The 23,516-nt window shown below is 65.5% G+C and carries 23 protein-coding genes, 1 tRNA gene and 2 riboswitches; of the genes, 3 read left to right on the top strand and 21 right to left on the bottom strand.

Translation table 11 applies throughout. The annotated features are described in order from the left end of the window. Window positions 1–44: 44 nt before the first annotated feature. The 7 genes from VWZ87_RS09670 to VWZ87_RS09640 are packed head-to-tail and all read right to left on the bottom strand — an operon-like array spanning window position 45 to window position 6,683. Window positions 45–977, bottom strand: a complete 933-nt coding sequence (locus tag VWZ87_RS09670) for an AEC family transporter (RefSeq protein ID WP_340544869.1) — start codon at window positions 975–977, stop codon at window positions 45–47. 51 nt (window positions 978–1,028) lie between these two features. Continuing rightward, window positions 1,029–1,826 (bottom strand): MBL fold metallo-hydrolase, encoded by a 798-nt coding sequence (locus VWZ87_RS09665; protein WP_340544870.1) that lies wholly within the window; start codon window positions 1,824–1,826, stop codon window positions 1,029–1,031. Then, the gene (locus VWZ87_RS09660; RefSeq protein WP_416534757.1) at window positions 1,826–2,647 is read right to left on the bottom strand and encodes a TatD family hydrolase; all 822 of its coding nucleotides are present in this window, start codon (window positions 2,645–2,647) and stop codon (window positions 1,826–1,828) included. The genes VWZ87_RS09665 and VWZ87_RS09660 overlap by 1 nt, the downstream gene beginning before the upstream one ends. A 44-nt stretch (window positions 2,648–2,691) precedes the next feature. Next, the gene (locus VWZ87_RS09655; RefSeq protein WP_416534758.1) at window positions 2,692–3,813 is read right to left on the bottom strand and encodes a DNA polymerase III subunit delta'; all 1,122 of its coding nucleotides are present in this window, start codon (window positions 3,811–3,813) and stop codon (window positions 2,692–2,694) included. Continuing rightward, window positions 3,810–4,514, bottom strand: a complete 705-nt coding sequence (gene tmk / locus VWZ87_RS09650) for a dTMP kinase (RefSeq protein WP_340544873.1) — start codon at window positions 4,512–4,514, stop codon at window positions 3,810–3,812. The genes VWZ87_RS09655 and tmk overlap by 4 nt, the downstream gene beginning before the upstream one ends. Further along, window positions 4,511–5,701 (bottom strand): D-alanyl-D-alanine carboxypeptidase family protein, encoded by a 1,191-nt coding sequence (locus VWZ87_RS09645; RefSeq protein WP_340544874.1) that lies wholly within the window; start codon window positions 5,699–5,701, stop codon window positions 4,511–4,513. The genes tmk and VWZ87_RS09645 overlap by 4 nt, the downstream gene beginning before the upstream one ends. A gap of 52 nt (window positions 5,702–5,753) precedes the next feature. After that, window positions 5,754–6,683: an SPOR domain-containing protein gene (locus VWZ87_RS09640; RefSeq protein WP_416534759.1), complete on the bottom strand. Its 930-nt coding sequence runs from the start codon at window positions 6,681–6,683 to the stop codon at window positions 5,754–5,756. A 333-nt stretch (window positions 6,684–7,016) separates the two neighbouring features. Here VWZ87_RS09640 and VWZ87_RS09635 point away from each other — a divergent pair. Further along, window positions 7,017–7,106, top strand: a tRNA-Ser gene (locus VWZ87_RS09635). 75 nt (window positions 7,107–7,181) lie between these two features. On the opposite strand, the gene cobF is transcribed toward VWZ87_RS09635, so the two are convergent. The 7 genes from cobF to cbiE form a co-directional block, all read right to left on the bottom strand. After that, complete coding sequence (cobF, locus tag VWZ87_RS09630; RefSeq protein WP_340544877.1) at window positions 7,182–7,949, bottom strand: precorrin-6A synthase (deacetylating); 768 nt, start codon at window positions 7,947–7,949, stop codon at window positions 7,182–7,184. Window positions 7,950–8,018: 69 nt separating this feature from the next. Further along, window positions 8,019–8,696 carry an energy-coupling factor ABC transporter permease gene (locus VWZ87_RS09625; protein ID WP_416534760.1) on the bottom strand — a complete coding sequence of 226 codons (678 nt, stop codon included), beginning with the start codon at window positions 8,694–8,696 and terminating at the stop codon, window positions 8,019–8,021. Window positions 8,697–8,723: 27 nt separating this feature from the next. Then, window positions 8,724–8,940: riboswitch (cobalamin riboswitch) on the bottom strand. A gap of 187 nt (window positions 8,941–9,127) precedes the next feature. Further along, entirely contained in the window at window positions 9,128–9,892 is a 765-nt protein-coding gene (gene cobA, locus VWZ87_RS09620) for a uroporphyrinogen-III C-methyltransferase (RefSeq protein ID WP_416534761.1), read from the bottom strand. After that, a complete protein-coding gene (locus VWZ87_RS09615; protein WP_416534762.1) occupies window positions 9,889–11,208 on the bottom strand; it encodes a cobyrinate a,c-diamide synthase in 1,320 nt (439 codons plus the stop codon). The genes cobA and VWZ87_RS09615 overlap by 4 nt, the downstream gene beginning before the upstream one ends. Window positions 11,209–11,212: 4 nt before the next feature. Further along, the gene (gene cobM, locus VWZ87_RS09610; protein WP_416534763.1) at window positions 11,213–12,007 is read right to left on the bottom strand and encodes a precorrin-4 C(11)-methyltransferase; all 795 of its coding nucleotides are present in this window, start codon (window positions 12,005–12,007) and stop codon (window positions 11,213–11,215) included. After that, window positions 12,004–12,381: a cobalamin biosynthesis protein gene (locus VWZ87_RS09605; protein ID WP_416534764.1), complete on the bottom strand. Its 378-nt coding sequence runs from the start codon at window positions 12,379–12,381 to the stop codon at window positions 12,004–12,006. The genes cobM and VWZ87_RS09605 overlap by 4 nt, the downstream gene beginning before the upstream one ends. Continuing rightward, window positions 12,378–13,574 (bottom strand): precorrin-6y C5,15-methyltransferase (decarboxylating) subunit CbiE, encoded by a 1,197-nt coding sequence (gene cbiE / locus VWZ87_RS09600; protein ID WP_416534765.1) that lies wholly within the window; start codon window positions 13,572–13,574, stop codon window positions 12,378–12,380. Before cbiE ends, VWZ87_RS09605 begins: the two co-directional genes overlap by 4 nt. Between cbiE and VWZ87_RS09595 the strand changes: the two genes are divergently transcribed. Next, window positions 13,573–14,313 (top strand): cobalt-precorrin-6A reductase, encoded by a 741-nt coding sequence (locus tag VWZ87_RS09595; protein ID WP_416534766.1) that lies wholly within the window; start codon window positions 13,573–13,575, stop codon window positions 14,311–14,313. The genes cbiE and VWZ87_RS09595 overlap by 2 nt on opposite strands. Here the strand turns inward: VWZ87_RS09595 and cobJ are convergent. The 7 genes from cobJ to VWZ87_RS09560 form a co-directional block, all read right to left on the bottom strand. Continuing rightward, entirely contained in the window at window positions 14,310–15,074 is a 765-nt protein-coding gene (cobJ, locus tag VWZ87_RS09590; protein ID WP_416534767.1) for a precorrin-3B C(17)-methyltransferase, read from the bottom strand. The two genes, VWZ87_RS09595 and cobJ, sit on opposite strands and share 4 nt — an antisense overlap. Next, on the bottom strand, window positions 15,071–15,799 hold the full coding sequence (locus VWZ87_RS09585; protein WP_416534768.1) for a precorrin-2 C(20)-methyltransferase: 729 nt from the start codon (window positions 15,797–15,799) through the stop codon (window positions 15,071–15,073). Before VWZ87_RS09585 ends, cobJ begins: the two co-directional genes overlap by 4 nt. 3 nt (window positions 15,800–15,802) lie before the next feature. Continuing rightward, window positions 15,803–16,432: a precorrin-8X methylmutase gene (locus tag VWZ87_RS09580; RefSeq protein ID WP_340544887.1), complete on the bottom strand. Its 630-nt coding sequence runs from the start codon at window positions 16,430–16,432 to the stop codon at window positions 15,803–15,805. A 1-nt stretch (window position 16,433) separates the two neighbouring features. Continuing rightward, window positions 16,434–17,612 (bottom strand): precorrin-3B synthase, encoded by a 1,179-nt coding sequence (cobG, locus tag VWZ87_RS09575; protein ID WP_416534769.1) that lies wholly within the window; start codon window positions 17,610–17,612, stop codon window positions 16,434–16,436. Further along, a complete protein-coding gene (cobN, locus tag VWZ87_RS09570) occupies window positions 17,609–20,854 on the bottom strand; it encodes a cobaltochelatase subunit CobN (RefSeq protein ID WP_416536984.1) in 3,246 nt (1,081 codons plus the stop codon). The genes cobG and cobN overlap by 4 nt, the downstream gene beginning before the upstream one ends. A 91-nt stretch (window positions 20,855–20,945) precedes the next feature. Then, window positions 20,946–22,025: a cobalamin biosynthesis protein CobW gene (cobW, locus tag VWZ87_RS09565; protein WP_416534771.1), complete on the bottom strand. Its 1,080-nt coding sequence runs from the start codon at window positions 22,023–22,025 to the stop codon at window positions 20,946–20,948. A 4-nt stretch (window positions 22,026–22,029) separates the two neighbouring features. Next, complete coding sequence (locus VWZ87_RS09560) at window positions 22,030–22,437, bottom strand: DUF1636 domain-containing protein (RefSeq protein WP_340544892.1); 408 nt, start codon at window positions 22,435–22,437, stop codon at window positions 22,030–22,032. 97 nt (window positions 22,438–22,534) lie between these two features. Continuing rightward, a riboswitch (cobalamin riboswitch) is annotated at window positions 22,535–22,757 on the bottom strand. 50 nt (window positions 22,758–22,807) lie between these two features. On the opposite strand from VWZ87_RS09560, the gene cobO reads away from it, so the two are divergent. Continuing rightward, a complete protein-coding gene (cobO, locus tag VWZ87_RS09555) occupies window positions 22,808–23,443 on the top strand; it encodes a cob(I)yrinic acid a,c-diamide adenosyltransferase (protein WP_340544893.1) in 636 nt (211 codons plus the stop codon). Window positions 23,444–23,516 lie beyond the last annotated feature (73 nt).

Genomic DNA, 23,516 nt, shown 5'->3' with positions numbered 1-23,516 from the left:
ACAGACCATCGGGGGCGCTGCGGCGCCCCTGTTTGTTTGCCCCCTCAGCCCAGGATCAGCAGCCACAGCCAGACTGTCAGGATACAGCTGCCGGTCGCAATCAGCACCGAGGAGGCCGCCACCCGTTTCGCGCGCCCATACATATTGGCAAAGATATAGGCGTTGAACCCCGGCGCCATGGCCGCGTTCAGCACGCCGGAGCGGAACAGATCCGGCTGCACCTTCAGTGCCGTGCCCATGCTCCAGACAATTGCCGGATGCACCATCAATGAGATCGCGCAGACAAAGCCAATGGCGCGCAGATCGCCCTCTGGCCGGTATTGCACCAGCACGCCCCCCAGTGCGAACAGCGCCGCAGGCAGGGCGGCGCGAATGACCAGCGACAGCGCCTCATCCACCGCCTGCGGGATCCACAGGCCCGAGAGATTGACGACAAACCCCAGGGCGATGCCCAGGATCAGCACATTCTTGAACATCGCGCTCAGCACGGCCTTCACGGTCTTGCTGCTGCCAGCGCCCCGGCTGCGCACGATCTCCATCACCGTGATCCCCAGCCCGTAGCAAAACGGCGAGTGAAAGGCGATGATCGCATAGTTGCCGGTCAGATTGTCGGCACCATAGGCCCGTTCCGTGATCGGCAGCCCCAGCAGGACCGAATTGGAGAACAGGCAGCAAAACCCGATCGCCACGCAATCTTCCCAGTCGCGTTTGAAAATCAGCCGCGCGCCCGCCATGCCCAGACAGAAACAGGCCGCGGCGCCGGTGTAGAAACTGATCAGCAGGCGCGGATCGAAACTCGCCGACAGATCCAGCGTCGCAATGGCGCGGAACAACAGGCAGGGGATGGCAAAGCTCTGGGTGAATTTCATCAGCCCATCGACATGACTGGCCTGAAAATACCCCCGCCGGGTGGCGATATACCCCGCACCGATGACCAGAAATACCGGCAGGATGACATCAATCAGGCTCTGAAACATGACGTGCCTTCCTATCGGCGGGAGAGGGGTCTGCCCACCGGCGGACGCGGATCAGATCGGGTATTCGATCACCATCCCGTCATAGGCCGGGTCGATGTGATCGGGGGTCTCTGCGGCGACCTCGGCATAATCGAGATCAATGTGCATATTGGTCAGCACCGCGCGTTTTGGCGCCATCCGGTCGATCCACTCCAGCGCCTCGTCCAGCGACAGATGGGTGGGATGTGGCTTGCGGCGCAGCGCATCCAGAATCCAGCAGTCCAGATCCTGCAATTCCACCAGCGCGCTGTCGGGGATCTTGGCCACATCTGGCAGATAGGCCAGATCGCCAATGCGGAACCCCAGCGCATCCATGGAGCCGTGGTTGACCTCAAACGGGCGCAGGGTGATATCGCCACCGGGGCCAGAGATGGTCAGCGGTCCATCAATGCTGCGCAGGTCCAGAATGGGCGGGTAGGGAGAGCCTTCGGGCTGCACAAAGGCATAGCCGAACCGCGACAGCAGCGCGTTCTGCGTTTCGCCATCGGCATAGACCGGAATGCGGTCGCGCATGTTGAAGACGATCATGCGCAGATCGTCGATGCCATGCACATGGTCGGCATGGGAATGGGTGTAGACCACCCCGTCCAGCCGCCCGATACCACTGTCCAGCAACTGGCTTCGCATATCCGGGGAGGTGTCGATCAGCACCGTTGTGGTGCCCTCCGGCCCCTCACGCTCTACCAGCAGCGAACAGCGCCGCCGGGTGTTGCGCGGATTGGTCGGGTCGCAGGCGCCCCAATGCCCGCCAAGACGCGGCACCCCACCGGAGGAGCCGCAGCCCAGAATGGTAAAGCGCAGCACGCCCATCAGGCGGCAGCCTCATATTGGGCGACTTTCCAGAACAGCCGGTCGAAATTTGCCTGCGTCTGCGCGGCAAAATCGGCGTAGTCCACACCAAACACCTCGGCACCCACGCGGGCGGTATGGGCGGTATAGGCCGGCTCATTGCGTTTGCCGCGATAGGGGGGCGGCGCCAGATAGGGCGCGTCGGTTTCCACCAGAATACGCTCCAAGGGGGCGGCGGCAAAAATATCGCGCAGCTCCTGGCTCTTGGGGAAGGCGGCGATGCCCGACATCGACAGGTAGAACCCCAGATCCAGCGCCGCCCGTGCCAGTTCGGGCGAGGAGGAGAAGCAGTGCATGACGCAGCTATAGGCGCCCTTGGCCATCTCATCGCGCAGGATCATCGCCATATCATCATCCGCCGCGCGGGCGTGGATGATCAGCGGCAGGCCGGTTTCCCGCGCTGCCGTTATATGGGTCCTGAGCGAGGTCTTCTGCACCTCCGCACTCTCAGCGGTATAGTGATAGTCCAGCCCGGTCTCGCCGATGCCGACAAACTTGGGATGCTGGGCCAGCGTCACCAGCTCATCAACCGACACCAGCGGCTCATCCGCGGCGCTCATCGGGTGGGTGCCGGCGGCATAGAACACCGGCGCATGCGCTTCGGCGATGGCGCGCACGGTGGGTTCATTGCGCAGCTTGGTGCAGATAGTGACCATCCGGGTGACACCGGCCTCTGCCGCGCGCGTGATCAGCGCGTCCAGCTCGCCCTCGAAATCGGGGAAATCCAGATGGCAATGGCTGTCCGTGATGGACGGGGGCGTGGGGGAAAGGCTCTCGGTCATCTGTGCTCTCTGTCGCGTCCTGCGGGGCGGTCCGGTCGCCCGGATCAGCGCGCCGCAGTGTCCTGCATCTTGAAAACCGTATCTAGAACAAGTGCTGCGGGGTCAAGGTTCACCGCCTGACCGTGGCGCATCCGAGCTGTCACCTGCGCTGCCAGATCCGCCCAGGCCCGCGCCTTCTGCGGTGTTGGAGAAAGCCGCGACAGCACTGTGGCCTCCTGCGGGGCGGCCTCCGGCTGCGGCGCCATTCCGGTGGCCCCGGTGCGCGCCAGCCGCGCCAGCGCGGTGTCGATCAGCGTCAGCAGCAGCTCGAATTTGTCGGCCGCACCGCGCGCTGCGGCCTGTTCCGCCAGCGCCATGGCGCGCTGCCGATCCAGCCGGGGCATACTGTCCAGCAGCCGCACCACATCGCTATAGGCCTGTAGGCCGCCAAGGTTCAGCAGCCGCAGCGCCGCCCCGACAGAGCCATTGGCCAATGCGGCCAGATGATCGGCCTGACCGGGCAGCTCGGCCCCCGCCTGATTGAGCGCAGCCAGCATATCCTCAGGCCCCAGCGGCGAGAGCCGCAGCAGGCGACAGCGCGACCGGATCGTCGGCAACAGCCGCGAGGGCTGATGCGACACCAGCAAGAGCGTCGTGCGGGCAGGCGGCTCCTCCAGCATCTTCAGCAGCGCGTTGGCGGCGCTGGTGTTCATCTCGTCGGCGGCATCGACAATCACCACCCGGCGCCCGCCGTCAGTTGCCGACAGGCCAAAGAACTTGTTCAGTGCGCGGATGTCATCGACCACGATCTGATCGCGCAGCTTTCCCTTGTCGTTGATGCTGCGGGTGATCGAGGCCAGCCCCGGCTCCGCCAGCGCCTGAATACGGTGCTTCACCGGGTGGTCCGCGCCAATCTCCAGCGAGGTGGCAGGCGGCGGCGCGCCAAACAGACCGGCATCCTCTGCCGGGGGCTGCGCCAGCAGAAAGGCCGCGATCCGCCAGGCCAGCGTCGCCTTGCCCACACCCTGCGGTCCGGTCACGAGCCAGCCGTGATGCAGCCGGTCCGAATTGAAGGCGGTCAGGAAATCCTGCTCTGCCTGATCCTGTCCGAACAGTTGAACCGTCTCGCGCGGGTGCGGCGCGCCAAGGGTCTGATCCGCGCGCAGGGGGGCGTCATCCTTGCTCATCTCGCCGCGCCATTCTCTGCGGCGGCTGAGGTCACGCCGGGCAGCGACGGGGTGACGGTCGCCAGGACATCCTCGGCCACCAGCTCAATCGGGCGGTCCCCGTCAATGACGCGAAACCGGTCGGCAAACTCCTCCGCCAGCGCCAGAAACCCTGCGCGCATCTGCTGTTGCAGATCCAGACCGAAATCCTCGAACCGCTCCTCGCTGCCCTGACGCCCCTTGGCGCGGGCCAGCCCCTTGGCCGGGTCCATGTCGATCAGCACGGTCAGATCCGGTTCCTGCCCGATCATCAGCGCGTGCAGCTGGTCGACGCTGGCGCGCAGATCGCCGCGCGACAGCCCCTGATACATCCGGGTGCTATCGGCAAAGCGGTCGCAGACCACGACCTTGCCTGCCGCCAGCGCAGGCAGGATCCGCCGTTCCATATGGTCGCGCCGTGCCGCCGTGAACAACAGCAGCTCGGTCTCCGCAGACCAGCGGTCAGGATCCCCCTCCAGCACCAGACGGCGGATTTCCTCGGCGCCATCGGAGCCTCCCGGCTCACGGGTCAGCACCACCTCATGGCCACGCGCCTCCAGCGCCTCGGCCAGCAGCCGGCATTGTGTCGATTTGCCGGACCCGTCGATGCCCTCAAAGGTCACGAACAGGCCGGGGTAAGCAGAGGCACCGCCGGAGCCAGCGGCAGGTTTGGCTGCTGTCACTGGCTGACCTCGGGACCGCTGAGGAAGCGTTTCACCAGCACCTGGGCTGCGGTTTTCACCCGCACCGGAAAGCCGCCGGTCGGAATGTCCTTCTCCGCCACCAGCGGCAGGCGCACCTCGGGCAGCTCGTCCGGTTGCAGCACCAGCTCGGCCAGCTTCTGGCCCTTCTCAATGGGGGCATCAATCGGCCCGGTATAGACCACCTCGCCGGTGATTTCGCGGCCCGCAAGCGCAGGCAACAACACATTCAGATCCTCGGCAGGCACCAGCCCTACGGTTGTCTCTGCCCCGCGCCAGACCTCGGCTTCTGCGACCGGAACACCCGCTTTAGCCACCGTTTTTTTGGCAAATTGGCGAAACGACCAGTTAACGATGGCCTCGGCCTCCTCTGCGCGGGCGGTGGTGCTGTCCAGACCGGTGATCACAAAAATCACCCGTCGGTCACCCTGTGCCGCGGAGCCCACCAGACCATATCCCGCCTCGGATGTGTGACCGGTCTTCAGACCATCCGCGCCAATGCCCAGACCCAGCAGCGGGTTGCGGTTGCGCACATTGGAGGGCGCGCGGCCATCAAATTCAAACTCCCGCTCGGCAAACAGCGGATAATACTGGGGGAAATCCTCGATCAGCTTTTCCGCCAGAATCGCCAGATCCTGCACCGACATACGGTGCCCGGCGGCGGGCCAGCCGTTGGAATTGGCAAAGGTGGAATTCTCCATCCCCATTTCCTGCGCCCGCTTGGTCATGTAGCGGGCAAACCCCGCCTCTGTGCCATCCGGGCTCAGCGCTTCGGCCAGCACCACACAGGCATCATTGCCTGACAGCACGATGATCCCGCGCAACAGATCCTCCACCCGGACCCGGTCCTGGGTGTTGAGGAACATGGTCGAGCCCTTGTAGCTCATCGCGTGTTCACTGACCGGCAGCCGCTCATCCAGCGTCAGGCGGCCATCGCGGATCGCCTCAAACGCCACATAGAGCGTCATCAGCTTCGACATCGACGCAGGCGGCAGCGCCAGATCGGCGTTCTTGGCCAGCAGCACCGTGTCGGTCTCCTGATCCAGCACATAGGCGGCGCGGGCGCGGGTATCAAAAGCCGCCGCCGACAGCGCCGAGAGGCTGACCAGAAGGCCAGCCGCACAGGTCAGTTTCAAGGCAGAGCGAAACGGGGAGGGAAGAAAGGTCATGACAGGGTCGTCTTTCCGATTGGTCAGGTCAGGCAGCGCCGCACAGGCAGGGTCAATTGGTGACCGCATAGGCATCGGAGAAGCCGACGTCCTTTACGCTCTTCAGCAGCTGACTGCGTTCTGATTTCGATTGAGCCGGACCCACAAGCACCCTCCAGAACGGCTTGCCGTTGCTGGATTGGGCCAGGACAGAGGGCACAAGCCCGGCGTTGCGCATCTGATCGGCGGTGCGTTTGGCATTGGCCTCAACGCTGAAGATGCCGATCTGGATATAGGGTTTGCTCAGCGATGAGCTGGCCGCCGCCACCTTGGCTGTCGCAGCGGGTGCTGCGCTCACGGCGGCGGGCGCCGGGGCAATGGCGGTGGGGGCTGCGGCATCAATCGCAGCGGCTGCATCGGCAATCGGATCAAGCGGCTGGATGTCGATGTCAGCGGCATCGCTGATTGCGATATCCGCGTCATCCAGCAGCTCCGGCGCAGGTTGATCCGGGTCGGCCACAGCTTCGCGGCGCAGGGCGGTCACATTCAGCTCAACCGGCGCGCCCGCCAGCATGCCAAGCGCCTCGGCGGCATCGGAGGAGACCTGTAACCGGGGGCCGGGGATCTCCCGCTCGCGCCGGAACAGCGCGCCGATCACAAATTTGCCATTGGTCTGATTGCGGATGATCACCTGTTCGGGATCTTCGGCATCCGGATGCGCCACCCAGACCCCGCCCAGCGACGGGCGACCATCCCAGAGACCCGCTTCGGTCACCTGGAACACTTCCGGCGCCTCGACCTCGCGTTCCACCAGCCGGGTGCTGCTTGAGGGCGTGACGGCGCCCGCGTCCTGCGCCTTTGGTTTCAGAAACGCCAGCCCGGGGCCGTCCTCGCAGGCACCAAGGATCATAAGCCCGGCCAATGCCGCAGCCAGCCGCGCCCCGCGACGCGGCGCACCGAGGCGTCGCGCGCTGTGTTTCCGTGTCGACATAGCGTGAACCATGTGTGCTTCCTTGCCTGTATCTGACGGCGTCCCGCGCCCGGTCTTGTGCTCAGCCATATGACCAGTCACCCACCCCGAGCCGGTTGCTCCGGCGTCAGCTGTTCCTGTACCGGTTGTTCCGGCGCCCTTATGCTGGGCGCAGCATAGCCGTCAGGCAATCGCATGGAAACCCTGCCGCCGCCCGCTCGGCAAGATTTCGAAGATCGCGGATCCGCCCGCCCTCCACATCCCCGCAGGGGGCCAACTGCGGCTGAGCACGGCGCTGCAGAAATGCCGCCCGCTGCAATTCCCTCTTGCCAGAACGGCAACCAGCGCCTAAACCCTGCGCCGACCGGGGAGGTGGCAGAGTGGTCGAATGCGGCGGTCTTGAAAACCGTTGAACGTGAGAGCGTTCCCAGGGTTCGAATCCCTGTCTCCCCGCCACTCCAGCTGCCCTAAGCTCAAGCGCATGGCCACAGTCATCGCCGAGCGCGAGACCGGACATCTGCGCAGCTGTTGTCAGCTGCGCCGCAGCAGGTAGATATCCATGATCCAGCCGTGATCCGCACGCGCCTTGGCACGGGTCTCGATGATCTGATCGGTGACCTCGGCCAGCGGACCCGAGATCGAAATCTCATTCGCCATGCCGGCATAGGCCGTCCACCAGATGTCGATGCCGTCAGCCTCAAGAGACTGGAACGAACAGGCGCCATCCAGCATCACAACCACGGTATCCGCAGTGGCAGGCCAGCCGGCATCGCGCAGCTGTCGTCCGGTGGTGATGGTGAAGGGGCCGTTGATCGTATTGATCGGGATCGCATGGGCCGCCGTCAGCGCCTGAATGGAGGTGATGCCGGGAATGACGCGCAGGGCAATCTCGGCCCGTGTTTTCAGCCGGTCCGCAATCCGCATCGTACTGTCATAGAGCGACGGATCCCCCCAGACCAGAAACCCGACCGCGCCGCCCTCGGGCAGGTGGCTGGTGATGGTCTGCCACCAGATCTCGGCAATGGCGTCATGCCAGTCATCCACCCGTTGGCGGTAATCCTGTGTCGCCTCATCGCGCACCGGCAGGTCGAATTCCACGATACGGGGGCCATCGCCCTGCTGTCCGCGACTGCGGATCGCCTCGGCGCAGATCGCCTGTCGCAGTCCCGCCAGATCATCTTTGCCGGCCCCTTTGTTGGGGATCAGGATCAGATCCTGCGCGTTCAGCGCCTCAACGGCCTGCAGGGTCAGATGCTGCGGGTTGCCGGTGCCGATGCCGATCAGGGTGAGGTCAATCATTGCGGGGCCTTTCAGACGAAAACACGGCCCCGAAGGCGGGGCCGTGCCGGTTCACTCATGTGCCAAGGATCAGGCGTTGTTGTAAAGGCGCGGCGTGACCAGCGCGCTGCCATTGAGGCCACGCGTCGCCTTTGCCGCCGCCAGAACGGCCAGATCGGCAATCGGCTCGATCAGGATGACCAGCATATAGGCGCCGCCAAAGCTCAGCACCGAGGTCACGGTCGCGCTGCCAAATCCCTGACCGTAGAAGGCCCAGAACGCCACCCAGGCAACCACGCCGCCCTGATAGGCGGTGCTCAATGCCAGCGCCTGGCTGTATTTCAGGTCGATATAGGCGGTGCCCGGCGCGATGATGCGGCTGGCCAGCGCCTGCAGCGCAAACAGTGGCACCAAGAGCGTGGTCAGGTTGATGAAGTACATCGGCAGATCAAACGGCGCAAAGAACACGCCCTGGATCAGCAGACCCATCGCCAGACCAAAGGCCGCAGGCGCGGACCCGAGGATCAGGAACAGGGTCGAGCCGAGAATGAAATGCACCTCGGAGACGCCCACCGGGAAATGCGGCAGCACTTCAAAGAACACCAGCACACCCACGGTCGCGATCATCGCGCGCATCGCGTAGGAGGCGATATTGGTCCTCTTCAGATCCACAAAGGTCTCTTTTGCAGCATAGGTCGCGGCACCGGCTGCGGTGGCATAGGACAAGCCAATTTTGGTGGCATCAACGATGCCCGGTTCGATATGCATATCTGTCTCCTCTCCGTCTCACCCGACGGGTTGATTATGTGGTATGGCCGGTCTCCTGACTCGCGGGTCGCTGCTTGCTTTCCCCCTTCCCAGCCAGTTGGCCAGTGGGTGTTGGAAAGCTGCTCGCCGCTCACAGTCGCGGGGGCGGTTGAGGCTTCGGTGCCGCAATTGGGTCCACCGTTCCTCATTCCCGTTTCAGTCCTGACGCTTCGCGCCGTTGGACACCATATGGCGCCTATGTGGCCCCTGCGCCCCGACTCGGTCAAGTTTGAATCCGGCCCCGGAGAAGGCGATTGCGACGCGCCCTTGGGTCAGCTGCGGCGAACACGCGAAAATGGAAATGCCCCACCCGCGAAACACGGGCAGGGTGTGGTGCGCTCAGAGCGGGATGACCTATGGTCCGGGCGCAGGAACCGCGCGGTGACGGCGGGTCAGTGGTCGTCCTTGGCCTTCACGGGGGCATGGGCCGGATCCGCAGGCTGATCGGCAAGCGGGCCATAGAGGATCAGCACCGGCGCGGTGGTCTCCATCGCACGCAGCACCTCCGGCAGCTCGCCCACCGTGTGGCAATGCAGCTCCTGCTCCGGCGTCGAGACCCCCAGTGCAATCAGCGCATGGGTCTGCGGGGGCAGCCCCGCCTCCAGCAGCTTCTCCGCCAGCGCCGCAAAGGTCCGCTTGCCCATATAGACCACGGTGGTCGCATCCGGGTCCGCCAGCGCGGCGAGGTTCAGCTGATCGGGCAGCCCACCGGTCACGTCATGGCCGGTGATGAATTGCAATCGCCGCGCCGTCAGCCGCCGGGTCAGCGGGATATTCGCCGCCGCCGCCGCTGCCGAGGCCGCGGTAACTCCGGGCACGATCTCGAACCCGATACCCGCCTGCCGCAGCGCGGTGATTTCTTCCTCCAGCCGGCCAAAGACACCGGAATCGCCCGATTTCAGCCGCACCACATGCAGCCCACTTTGGGCATAATCCACCAGAAGCTGGCTCACATGGTCCTGCTTGGGGGAGGGACGTCCGGCCCGTTTGCCCACGCCCACCAGATCCGCGTCGGCGCGGGCATGGGTCAGGATCGGCCCCGAGGACAGGTCGTCAAACAGCACCGCATCCGCGGCCTCCAGCCGCTTCACCGCCTTCACGGTCAAGAGCTCCGGGTCGCCCGGACCGGAGGACACAAAGGAGACAAAACCGCTCATGCGCGCTCTCCCGTGATCAGGTGAAAGAACGTGCCGGTAACATGGCCCTTGATCGAGCCGGTCTCTGGCACCGGGCCGCCGTCGGCATCCATGACATTGGCCAGCGGCGCATCGGGTTCTTCCAGAATGGTCGAATAATGGAACTCATGGCCGCGCAGTGCTGTGCCTGCGTCAAATCCGGGCATCGCTGCCTGAAGCACCGCACGGCGGTAGCCAAGGTGGAACTTGCGCTTCTCGTAGGAGGTCACGAGGCCCAAGAGGCCCAGCATCCGGTGGCGGTTGCCCTCCTTGTCGATCAGCGCCTCGCCCAGGGCCATGTAGCCGCCGCATTCGCCATGCACCGGCCTGGTCTCGGCGTGCTTGCGGACACCGGCGCGGAAGGTCTCCGCCGCCGCCAGCGTGCCGCCGTGCAGCTCGGGGTAGCCGCCGGGCAGCCAGACCAGATCGGCATCCGCCGCAGGGGCTTCATCGGCCAGCGGCGAGAACGGCAGGATCTCTGCTCCCGCCGCGCGCCAGCCTTCCAGCAGGTGCGGATAGGTGAAGGAAAACGCCGCATCCCGCGCCAGCGCAATCCGCTGGGCAGGTGGCTTGGGCAGGCGCGCCGGGGCGGGGGCAGGCCCCGCCAGCGCTGCCGCCTTGATCGCGTCGAGGTCGACATTCTCGCGCAGGAACGCCGCATAGCCCGCGATGGCGGCTTCCAGATCGGGATGCTCCACCGCCTGGATCAGACCCAGATGCCGCTCCGGCAAAGCCAGATCGCCGCGTCGGGGCAGGGAGCCGAGCACCTTGATGCCTGCCTTCTCCATCCCCAGCCGGGTCAGCCGCTCATGGCGCGGGCTGGCTACACGATTGAGGATCACCCCGGCAAAGGGCACTTCGGTGTCATAATTCTTGAACCCCAGCGCCGTGGCCGCCGCCGATTGCGCCTGTCCGCCCACGTCTACCACCAGCACCACCGGCCAGCCCATCCGCTTGGCGGTCTCGGCGGAGGAGCCAAAGCCCGACTGCCCGCGCGTCGCCACACCGTCATAAAGGCCCATGGAGCCTTCGCCGACGCAGATCTCCGCCCCCGCAGATTGCGCTGTGACTGCATCCAGCAGGCCGCCGTCCATCGCCCAGGTATCGAGGTTGAAACTGGGCCGTTTCGCCGCCGCCAGGTGAAAGGCCGGGTCGATATAATCCGGCCCGCTCTTGTAAGGCTGCACCACCAGCCCGTCTTCGGCCAGCGCCCTGAGCAGGCCCAGCATCACGGTGGTCTTGCCGGTGCCCGAGGAGGGCGCCGAGATCATCAGTCCGGGAGGGTTCATATTTGTCATGGCCTTAGTCGTCCCCATGGCTCCAGCTCGACCACGGGCTGTCGGCGCTCTGCGGCCGGTAGCGGCGATCGTATTCGGTGGAATAGAGGCAGCTTTCGTCAAAGCCCTCACCCTTCAGCACCGGTCCAACAAGGATCAGCGCGGTGCGGGAGATTTTCTCGTCCAGCGCATCCTTCAGGGTCTCCAGCGTGGCGCGGATGATCTGCTGATCCGGCCAGCTGGCGCGGTAGACCACGGCCACCGGACAATCCGCGCCGTAATGGGGCGCGAGGCTGTCCACGACATGGTCCAGATTGCCGATCGACAGGTGAATGGCCAGCGTGGCACCGGTACGGGCGAAATTCTCCAGCGTCTCGCCCTCGGGCATCGAGGAGGCACGCCCCGGCGTGCGGGTCAGCACAACCGACTGGCCAAGGCCCGGCAGGGTCAGCTCGGTCCCCAGCGCGGCAGCAGCGGCGGCAAAGGATGGCACACCGGGGGTGACACTGACCGGAATGCCCTCGGCCTTCAGCCGGCGGATCTGCTCACCCATCGCCGACCACACCGACAGATCGCCGGAATGCAGCCGCGCCACGTCCTGGCCCGCCTCATGCGCCGCCTTGATTTCTGCCACGATGGCATCCAGGTCCATCGCCGCGGTGTTCACGATCTTTGCATCCTCGGGGCAATGGCTCAGGATCTCCTCCGGCACCAGCGAGCCCGCGTACAGGCACACCGGGCAGGACGCGATAATGTCGCGCCCGCGCAGGGTCAGAAGGTCGGCAGCGCCCGGTCCGGCGCCAATGAAGTGAACGGTCATGGCTCAAGTCTTTCTGCTATGGCCGCGGTGGCAAGCCCATCCGCGGTGACAACTCTCGGGGCAAGAAGGCGCACGCGCGCGCCCTTCACCCCATGGCGCGCGCCCGCCAGCGCCGCGGCTTCCGCCAGCGACCCGGTGCCGAACCGCGCCTTTATCCTTGGCGAGCAGGTCAATGTCTGCTCCCCGGTTATATCCTGTTCCTGCAATGAAATCACCGGCAGCCCAAGGCTGCGCGCAAACTCCTGCACAGCGGGGGCGTCGGCCTTCTGAGCGATGGAGGCCAGCGCATCCACCCGCTCCCCGGTCAGCGCCAGCGCGGCCTGCAAATCCGCCGCAGTGGCCGCTCTGCGGAACCCGATGCCTGCCACTTTCATCGCGTGACACTCCATTGTATGACGGGCCGCGCCCGGCGCCAGTCGCGCATGGAGCCCAGCGGTCCGGCCTCGGCGATCTCCGCTTTCAAGAGATGCCCGCCACGGTCCGCATGGGCCTGCATCAAGAGGGTTTCGGTTTCCAGCGTCACTCCATTGGCAACCAGCCGGGTGCCTGCGGGCAGGATGTCCCACAGATGATCCAGCAGCGCCTGCGAGCCGCCGCCGCCGATGAACACGCAGGCGGGCATCTCAAACCCGTCCAGCACCTCCGGCGCCTTGCCCAGCACCGCCGTCATCCGGTGATCCAGCCCGAACGCTGCGGCATTGGCGCGGATGTTCGCCAGTCGGCTCTCGCGCGGCTCGAAGGTGATCGCCCGCGCACCCTGTGCGGCCAGACACCACTCCACCGAGACGGACCCAGACCCGCCGCCGATGTCCCACAGCAGCTCACCTGCGCGCGGGGCCAGCGCCGACAGGGTCAGCGCCCGAATGGGGCGTTTGGTGATCTGCCCGTCACTGGAAAAGAGGTCATCCGCCAGCCCCGACGCCTGCGGCAGCCCGGGCCGCATGGCCTCGATGGCCATAAGGACCGGCGCTTCTGTCTGCGGCAGATCCCAGGCTTCGGCTGTTGCTTGGCGCAGCCGTTGCCTTGGCCCGCCCAGCCGTTCCATCACATGAAGCCGCGCGTCGGGCTGGCCGTTTGCAACCAGCCATTGCGCCAGCTCCGCCGGCGCCTTGCCATCGCGCAGGGTGCAGATCACCCGCACGCCCCGGCCCAGCAGCGGCAGCAGCCGCGCAAAAGGTGCGGCATGAAGGCCAAGGCACAGAACCTCCTCCAGCTTCCAGCCCAGAAGATTGGCGGCCAGCGCAAAACAGGATGGCGCCGGGTGCGACACCCATTCACCCGCCTCCAGATCCCGCATCAGCGACCCGCCGGCGCCATGCCAGAACGGATCGCCGGAGGCGAGAACAGCGACTTTGCGCCCGCGCATCGCCAGCACTGGCCCGGTTGAAAACGGCACCGGCCAGGGCTGACCATTGCTGCCGGCCTCCACCAGCTCTAGATGCCGCGGGCCGCCAAAGATCACCTCGGCCTGCTCCAGCGCCTTCCGGCTTGCATCGCTTAAGGAATCCAGTCCATTTTCGCCCAGACCAATGATTGTGAGCCAGTGCTTGGAAAGGCCATCAGACATGACACGCATCCTCCTGCTGGGCGGCACCACCGAGGCCTCGCAATTGGCCAAAACCCTTGCGGAAACTGGCGCGGATGCAGTGTTTTCCTACGCGGGCCGCACCGCCAAACCGGTCAGCCAGCCGCTGCCCACCCGCATTGGCGGCTTTGGTGGCGTGGAGGGGCTGGCAACCTACCTGCGCGCCAAAAGCATCACCCATGTGGTCGATGCGACCCACCCCTTCGCGGCGCAGATGAGCACCAACGCGGTGCACGCCTGCGAAGCGGCGGGCGTGCCGCTCTGCGCCTTTGAACGCCCGGCCTGGCAGGCGGGGGAGGGCGACCGGTGGGTTCACGCGGACAGCATCGAAGGCGCGGTAAATGCTCTGCCGGATTCCCCCGCGCGGGTGTTTCTGGCGATCGGCAAACAGAACCTTGCGCAATTCGCCGCCAAACCGCAGCACCACTACCTTCTGCGGCTGGTGGACGAACCTGAGGCCAACTTGCCGCTGCCGCACACCACGGTCGAAATCGCCCGCGGGCCGTTTGACGTGGCGGGCGACACAGATCTGATGCAGCGCCACGCCATCACCCATATCGTGGCCAAGAACGCCGGCGGTGCAGGCGCAGCCGCCAAACTCACCGCAGCGCGCACCCTCGGCCTGCCGGTCATCATGATCGGCAGACCCGAGGTGCCTCAGCGGCCCGTATTGGGCAGCGTGGCAGAGGTGATGGCCTGGCTGTTGCATTCCGCCGCTTAACCCTCAGCCGCGTAGCGGGGGGTATAAACGTAATGGCCCACCCGCCGCGTGTCGCGGTTGCCGACAATAACCACCGTGCGCATGTCGGCCATCTCGGGCGTCGCGTCCTTCAGCGGCACGGTCAGCAGCTCCTGGCCCGGCTTGGTCACGTCGCGGGCAAAGGTGATCAGCGTCTCCGCACCGCAGGCCTCGCGCAGGATCTCCAGCGCGCGGGCAAACTGATGCGGCCGCGATTTGGAGCGCGGGTTGTAAAACGCCATCGCCAGACCGGCCTCGCCAACCAGTTGCAGGCGTTTTTCAATCAGGCTCCAGGGCTTCAGATTGTCGCTGAGGTTGATGGCAGCGAAATCATGACCCAGCGGCGCGCCGATGGCGGCGGCGGCGGCCAGCATGGCGGTGATGCCGGGCAGCACCTTGATCTCCAGATCCAGCCACTCGGGGTTGCGTTCGGCGTTGTTCTCCAGCGCCTCAAACACGGCAGAGGCCATGGCGAACACCCCCGGATCACCGGAGGAGACAACGACAACCCGCTTGCCCGCGGCAGCCATTTCCAGCGCATGGGTGGCGCGGTCCACTTCGACACGGTTGTCGGTGGCGTGCAGGGTCAGGCCCTCACGCGGCTCAACGCGGTTGACGTAGGGGATATAACCAACGATATCCGTGGCCTCATCAATGGCGTCGCGCACTTCCTGCGTTACCAATGCCTCGTTGCCGGGCCCAAGCCCCGCAATCACCACCCAGCCGTTTTGCGATACAGTCATGGTCGGCGCCCCTGTCCGTGAACCAAGACGATAGAAAAGTAAGGCACCTCGCCGTCGACCTCCGACAGCTTCTGCACTGTCTGGCCGGGCATGGTGCCGCGTTCGACCAGCCAGGCGTCATCTGCGCGGCCCGCACGTTCCAGCGCGCGGCGCAGTTTGGGCAGGTTGCGGCCGATTTTCATGACGACCAGCGCGTCGGTTTCCGCGGCACGTTTGGCAAGCTCATCCTCGCTGAGGGTGGCCATCGCCACGGTCAGCACATCATCGCCCCAGGTGATCGGCTGGCCGGAGGCGGTCCAGCAGCCGGACATGCCGGTGATGCCGGGAATGATCTCCTGCGCGGCCCGGCCCTGCAGGCGGGTGTAGAGATGCATATAAGAGCCATAGAGGAACGGATCCCCCTCACAGAGCACCACGACGTCCTCGGTCTGGGCAATCTCGGCCAATGTGTCGGCCCAGCGGTCATAGAACTCCGCCAGCACCCGGTTGTATTCGGGGTCTGAGAAATGGATCTCGGTCGTCACCGGGTATTCCATCGCGTGTTCGGTGACGCCGTCTGCCAGCATGCCTTCGACAATCGCGCGGGCCTGGCCCTTGCGGCCGGCCTTGCGGAAATAGGCGATGTGGCGCGCGCCGGAAATCATCCGGTGCGAGCGCAGGCTCATCAGATCGGGATCGCCGGGGCCGAGCCCCGCGCAGATGACTTTGCCCTTCGCAATGGTCATGGCTTACTCTTTCCAGCTCGCCAGCGCGTTTACGGCAGCGACAGTGATTGCAGACCCGCCGAGGCGCCCTTTGACGATCATCGACGGCACTGGCAGATCTTCCATCAGCGCCTCTTTGGATTCCATCGCACCGACAAAACCGACGGGACAGCCGATAATGGCGGCGGGGCGGGGGCAATCGGGGTCTTTCAGCATGTTCAACAGGTGAAACAGCGCGGTTGGGGCATTGCCGATGGCCACGACCGCACCTTCCAGTTTCGGGCGCCAAAGCTCCAGCGCGGCGGCGGAGCGGGTGTTGGCCATCTCCTTGGCCAGCTCCGGCACCTTGGGGTCTCGCAGGGTACAGATCACCTCATTGTCCGCGGGCAGGCGCGGGCGGGTGATGCCCTCGGAGACCATATACGCATCGCAGAGGATCGGCGCGCCCTTGGCAAGGGCTGCGCGGGCGGTCTCGGCCATGCCTTGGGAAAACCGCACATGCTCCTCCAGCCCCACCATGCCTGCGGCGTGGATCATGCGGACGACGACAACTTCCTCGTCCTTGCTGAAGCGCGCCAGATCGGCCTCGCGGCGGATGGTGGCAAAGCTTTCGGCATAGATCGCGGCGCCATTGGTTTCATAGGTGTGGAGCATATCAGCTGCCCTCTGTCATAAGGTCTGGAGCGGCGCGTAAGCGGGCGGCGCTCAGGGAGGTGTTTAGCGGGTGATCGGCGGCAGTGCCATTGCGGATCAGGTCAAATTGGTCGTCACCGGTGGCGGTCAGCACCAGATCGGCGGGGCGGGGGTGGGCGCAGCCTTTGGCGCAGCCGGAGACATGCAGATGCAGGCCCGCAGGCACCGCAGGGGCCAGATCGCGGGCCAGAGCGCGCGTCGCCGCGCGCGCCTGCGGGCAGCCGGGTGCCCCGGTGCAGGCGCTCACCCGCAGGCGGGGATCGGTTGCATCCAGGATCAGGTCGGGCAGGGGGGGCAGGGTGCTGGCGCCTTCGACAAGCAGCATCCGCCAGGGGGTGAGTCGCAGCGCGCCGTGATCGGCCAGCGCCGCCAACGTGCGGGCAGGCATCTGGCCAAATTCCAAAGCCACCAACAGCCCCTGCGCCGATGCGCCCGGGAGAGGCCGGAAGGAAGACGTTGCGGCACCGACCGTTGCCGCATGCGCCGCAGGGGGGCCGCGGCGCGCAATCAGCCGGTGCATTCTGCCACGCCCCCCGGACGCGCCGCCTTGGTCGAGAAACCAGCGCGCCAGCGCGAGGGCGTCGCCTGCGGCACTGTCAGCCGTGACCGGCAGGCCCCTGTCTGCACCATCGGCGCGCAGGATCAACCCGTCGGGGCCACGTTCGATGCGGATATCTGCGGCTGTCTCGGCCAGCACGGGCAGGTCACCACAGTCCACGGCAAAGCCGAACTTGCCGGGAAGCGCCAGATCGCGGGCCTCCGTCAGCGCGGCCGCCAGCGTCTGCGCAATCTGGTGGCTGTCGTCGCCTGCGCGCCAGAACGGCGTCAGGGTGATATTGCGACGCGCCTCGGCCTCTGCATCCTCATCGACCAGACCCAGATCGCCAAGACCTGCGATCAGTGGCAGATGGGCGTCCTCGCGAATGCCGCGCAGTTGCAGATTGGCGCGGGCGGAAATATCGACAATGCCGGATCCACAGCGCTGCGCCAGATCGGCCAGACCACGCGCCTGATCCGGTGTGAGCCGCCCCAAAGGTGCGCGCACCCGCACCACCAGCCCGTCGCCCGACATCATCGGACGCAGCGCACCGGGACACCAGCCATAGACTTTGGGCGCTGGGGAGGCGGCTTGCTCAGTCACACCGCGCCCTCCAGCTCGGCCATGATCGAGTTGCGCCGCGTGCTCCACAGGCCGGCATCAAACAGCGCGCGAAAGCGGTCGCGCATGGCAGCCAGCGCGTCGGGGTTCTCGCGCTCCATGAAGTCGACCAGATCCTCGCGGCCCAAAGTGGCCTCGAAATAGAGATCAAAGAGATGCGGCTGCACCACCTGCGCCAGATGGGCAAAGGCCGCCATATGATCCAGCGTCGCCGCGATTTCCGCCGCGCCGCGAAAGCCGTGGTTCATCATCGAGGTGGCCCAATCGGGATTGGCGGCGCGGGCGCGCGTCACGCGGGCGATCTCCTCGCCCAAGCTGCGCGCCTGCGGTTTGTCAGGCCGGGTGGCATCCATGTGGTAGAGCGCCGGTGCCTTTTGGCCGATGCGCGCCATGGCGGCGGCAAATCCGGCCTCATGCGCGGCATAATCCGAGGCCACCAGCAGGTCGGTTTCCGGCAGATCCTGCAGGTGGACAAAGCTGTCGGCGGTTTGCAGCCGGACCTCCAGGGCCTCGCGGGCATCGGTGATGGTGCCCTTGGCATCAATCGCGTGCGAAGACGCGTTGAGCCAAGCCTCGCCCGCTGCTGCGCGGGCCGCGTCGCTGTAGTCATCCAGATGCGGGTTCATCGACAGGCCGTATTGACCCGGTTTCGGGCCAAAAACGCGGGGCGTCTGCGCCAGATAGGGATTGTCGCTCGCACTTTCCTCGCGGCCTGCCAGCGCGGCGGCGGCGGCCTCGAACATCTGCGCCAGACCGGGGAAGACGTCACGGAACAGACCGGAGACCCGCAGGGTGACATCAATGCGTGGCCGGTTCAGCATCGAGAGCGGCAGCACCTCGAAACCGGAGACGCGCTCGGAGCCTTCGTCCCACTTGGGCGCCAGCCCCGCCAGATGCAGCGCCATGGCAAATTCCTCGCCCGCGGTGCGCATGGTGGCCGAGCCCCAGAGATCAATGACCAGCCCGCGTGGCCAGTCGCCATGGTCCTGAAGATGGCGGCGCAGCAGCTCTTCCGCCAGCTTGACCCCTTGCGCCTGCGCCGCCCGCGAGGGCACCGCGCGGGGATCCGTGGTAAAGAGGTTGCGCCCGGTCGGGATCACATCGGCCCGACCGCGAAACGGCGAGCCGGAGGGGCCGGGGGCCACCATCTGGCCATTCAGCGCGGCCACCAGCCCGGCGCGTTCCTCAGCGCCGCATTGACCGGTGCCAAAGATATGCAGCCCTTCCCCATATTGGCTTTCCTTGATGTCGCAGACAAAGGCGTCGATCCGGGTGATCGCCTCGGCGGGCGAGGTGTCTGGCGTGAGGCCCAGATCAGCCTCCACGCCTGTGCCCTGCGCCTCGGCCCGGATGCTGTCGATCAGCCGGTCGCGGCGGGCAGGATCCAGTCCGTCAGCGGTGGAATATTCATCAAGCAGGCTTTCCAGCCGCGCCATGCCTGCGGGCAGATTGGTCTGCGCCAGCGGCGGCGGCAGATGGCCCAGGGTGACGGCGCCAATGCGGCGCTTGGCCTGTGCGGCCTCGCCCGGATCATTGACGATAAAGGGATAGGCGACAGGCAGCGGCCCGGTCAGCACCTCGGGCCAGCAGTGCTCGGACAGGGCGACGGCCTTGCCCGGCAGCCACTCCAGCGTGCCATGGGCGCCGATGTGGACAATGGCGTCGGACTGGCTGCGCAGCCACATGTAAAACGCCACATAGGCATGGCGCGGGGTGCGGTCGAGATCGTGGTAATCATCGACGCGGGTTTTCACCTCGCCGCGTTCGGGTTGCAGCGCGATCAGCGTCTTGCCTGCCCGCAACGCCTTGAAGTGAAAGGCGCCATCGCGGCAATCCGGGTCTTCCTCAGCGGCACCCCAGGCCTCCGACAGCCTGTCCTGCAACACCTTCGGCAGGGTCGCCAGCGCAGCCCGGTAGCCCTCTAGCGAGATGGTCTGCGTCTCCGCCATCAGCCGCAGGCCGGTGCTTTCCAGCGGTTCCACGACATAGCCCTGATCCCAGAGCTCGCGCAGGATTTCATCGCAGGAGGCCAGCGCATCCAGTCCCACCGCATGGGCCAGATTGTGATCGCGGCCCGGATAGGTGGACAGCACCAGCGCCAGACGTTTGTCGGCATTGGGCAGCTGCGCCAGCCGCAGCCAGCCCTCGATCCGGTCAACGGCTGCGGTGATGCGGCCGGGATCGGCGCGATGGGCAAAGCGGGAATATTGCAGATCCGGGTCTTTCTTGCCCGGCGCCTTGAAGCTGACCAGCCCGGCGAAAATGCGGCCATCCACCTCGGGCAGCACCACATGCATGGCAAGATCGGCCGGGGACAGCCCGCGATCGGCCTCGGCCCAGTCCTTGCGCCGCGCGGTGGACAAGGCGACCTGGAACACCGGACAGCCGGTGGTGGAGAGCGGCGACGCGCTGCCATCGGTGCCCTGCGCCGAGAAGGCGGTGGCGTTCACGATGGCTGCCGGGGCCAGTCCGGGCAGTTTGTCACGCAGCCAGTCCGCGCTGGCCGGTGCCTTGAGGCTGGCAGCAAAGGCGCCATAGGCCGCATAACCCCGTCCGCGCAGCTCATTGATCAGCGCATCCACCGGGGCGGTATCGGCCGCCGTCAGATAGGAGCGGTAGAAACTCACCAATATGAGGGGTTTGTCCTGCGCTGGCAGATCCGCCAGCACGCCTTTTTCCGGGTCATAGAACCCGTGTTCGGGCGTGCTCTTGAGGCCAAGGACCGGACCGGCATAAAGCCCCGCCGCCAGCGACAGCTGGGCAAGTGCGGCCTGTGCCGCCACCGCACCACCGGCATCACATAGATGCTGGAGTCGGCGCAGAGTTGAAACCGGCAGCGTCGAGAGGGCGTCCAGACGGGCATCTTCGCGCCCGTCAGCCGGCAGGATCGCCAGCGCGATGCCATTGCGCCGCGCCAGATCCTGTAGCGTGGCAAGCCCGTAGGACCAGTAGCTTTCGCCGCCGATCAGACGTACCAGAACGCCCTTGGCGCCCTCCAGTGTCTGTTCGGCATAGACATCGACCGAGAGCGGGTGTTTCAGCGCCACCAGATTGGCAAGGCGCAGGCTGGGCAGCTTGCCCTCGGCTCGGTGCCAGCCCGCCGCAAAGGCCCCGAGATCGCTGTCGGAGAACGACAGCACCACAAGGTCCGCAGGCGTCTGCCCCAGATCCTGTGGTGTATCACTCTCGTCGAGGCCGTGGCTTTCGCGGAAGACGACATGCATGGGTCAGGCCTTTGTATTCTGGCAGGCGGCGGGCGCTCTGTGGGCTGCGTCCGAGCCTGGGAGGGTGCGAATGCGCCCGACCGGCATCGGCTCAGGCCCCCAGCTCGGCGCGGATGGCGGCGGCGTCGATGTTGTCATGCTCGGCAATCACCACCAGCTGGGTGCGCCGGGGCATGTCACCCCAGGGCTGGTCATATTGCGCGCGCAGGCGTTCGCCCACGGCCTGAACAAGCATCCGCATCGGTTTTCCTTCCACCGCCACATAACCTTTGACGCGCAGGATATTGCGCTCGCGGGCGAGTTTCACGATGGCATCTTGCAATGCCTGCGGATCGGAAACTTCGCCGAGGTCGACCACGATTGTATCAAAATCGTCATGGCTGTGATCATGGTGGTGATGATCGTGATCGTGGTCGTGATCATCGTCATGGTGGTGATGATGCTCATGGTGCGACGGACGCGCATCCAGATCATCTTCGGCCGCGGCCTCAAGCCCCAGAATGACGCGCGGGTCGATCACGCCTTCGGACATCGACAGGATCGGCAGTTTGCGCGGCGCTTCGGCCTCGATCATCGCGCGGGCCTTGTCCAGGCCCTCTTCACCGGCCAGATCGGCCTTCGACAGCAGGATGATGTCCGCGCAGGAGATCTGATCCTTGAACAGCTCCGACAGCGGGGTTTCATGGTCGATGCCCTCATCGGCTTCCCGCTGGGCCTGCACCGCATCCAGATCGGTGGCGAACTGGCCCTTGGCGACCGCTTCGGCGTCGGCCAGCGCAACCACGCCATCCACGGTGATGCGCGACCGGATCGCGGGCCAGTCAAAGGCCTTCAACAGCGGTTTCGGCAGCGCCAGACCGGAGGTTTCGATCACGATGTGATCGGGTTTTTCCGGCAGGTTCATCAGCTGTTCGATGGTGGGGATGAAATCATCGGCCACGGTGCAGCAGATACACCCGTTGGCGAGCTCCATGATGTTCTCTGCCGGGCAGTTCTCATCGGCGCAGGATTTCAGGATTTCACCGTCCACACCGGCGGTGCCAAATTCATTGACCACCACGGCCAGACGCTTGCCCTGCGGGTTCTGCATCAGATGGCGGATCAGGGTGGTTTTGCCCGCACCAAGGAAGCCGGTGATGACGGTGACGGGGATTTTGTTCAGATCGCTCATGGGGTCAGTCCTTGGACAAGGAGGGAGGAGTGGGAGAGGTCGCCGCAGGTGCGGGCGCAGGCGGGATACGGGCGATGGATTGCTTGCGGAACACCACGGGGCGTTCGCGCCAGGGCACCAGACCATCCGTGGTGGCGGCATAGGCGGCAGCGCCGCTCAGGATGTCGGGCACATGTTCGTCGGGATCAAGATCACCGTAGATGTAGCTCCAGCGGGCGTCGCCGCCGCTCAGCACCATGGAACAGCCACGGGTGCAGGCCGAGAGGCATTCAACACCGCGCACCGCAACGCCTTCGGGCAGATCGGCCTCTTGCAGGGCGGCCAGCATACGGGCACCGGGGCGGGGGGCCTCCGGGTCGGTCACCTCGCCGCGACGGCAGGTGGTGCAGATCGTCAATGTTACCTCGGCCATGAGCGCCCTTCACTTGGTTCAGCGAGGGGGCTGCGGGCCAGCGGGGGCGCGAGGGTCGCGCGCGGATCCCAGCCGGTCGCGGAACACCCCGTCCGCCCGTTGCATTTCGTGCGTTGGCAGGTCTCCCGGCTTGCGGATGCCAGGACCTTTTTTCGGGGTCCTGACGGTCATCCTGCCTTCCCGAGTGGTACTCAGTGGCGTCGGAGACCTCTCCGGTCACGGTCGCGGGGGCGGCTGTGCTTTGACGGACCCTGATGGCCCAACTGTCACATTCCCTCTTCGCCTGCCAAATGGCAGGAACCAACAAAACCCCCTTGCGCCATTGCCCCTGTCTTTGTCAAGAGATGGGCGAACCAGTAGGAGAGCCACAATGAGCGATACGCCCGAGACCGACATTTCCGAAGCAGAAGCGGCACGCCATGCGGCGAAAATGGCCAAGAAGAAGGCCGCCCGCGACCGCATGATGCAGAACAAGGATGGCGAAAAGGGGCTGATCATCGTCCACACCGGCCCGGGCAAGGGCAAGTCCAGCTCCGGATTTGGCATGATCATGCGCTGCATTGCCCATGGGATGCCCTCGGCAGTGGTGCAGTTCATCAAAGGCGCCTGGCAGACCGGTGAACGCACCCTGATCGAGGAGAACTTCAGCGAGCTGTGCCAGTTCTACGCGATGGGCGAAGGCTTTACCTGGGAGACCCAGGACAAGGCGCGCGATATTGCCGCCGCGCAGAAGGGCTGGGAGAAGGCCAAGGAGATGATCCGCGACGAGCGCAACGCCATGGTGCTCCTCGATGAAATCAATATCGCGCTGCGCTATGACTACATCGACATTGCCGATGTGGTAGAATTCCTTGAGACCGAGAAACCGCCGATGACCCATGTCGTCCTGACCGGTCGCAACGCCAAGGAAGAGCTGATCGAGATCGCCGATCTGGTCACCGAAATGGGTCAGATCAAACATCCTTTCCGCGACGGCATCAAAGCCCAGAAGGGTGTGGAGTTCTGATTTTCTGACGTGATCGTGACATGAGGCGGAAAGCTCCTGCACTATTTTGCGGGGGCTTTTTTTGTTGGCGATT

It is taken from the genome of Phaeobacter sp. JH20_37 (assembly GCF_048056015.1).
GTDB lineage: Bacteria > Pseudomonadota > Alphaproteobacteria > Rhodobacterales > Rhodobacteraceae > Phaeobacter > Phaeobacter bryozoorum.
This window is presented reverse-complemented; position numbering and strand designations above follow the sequence as displayed.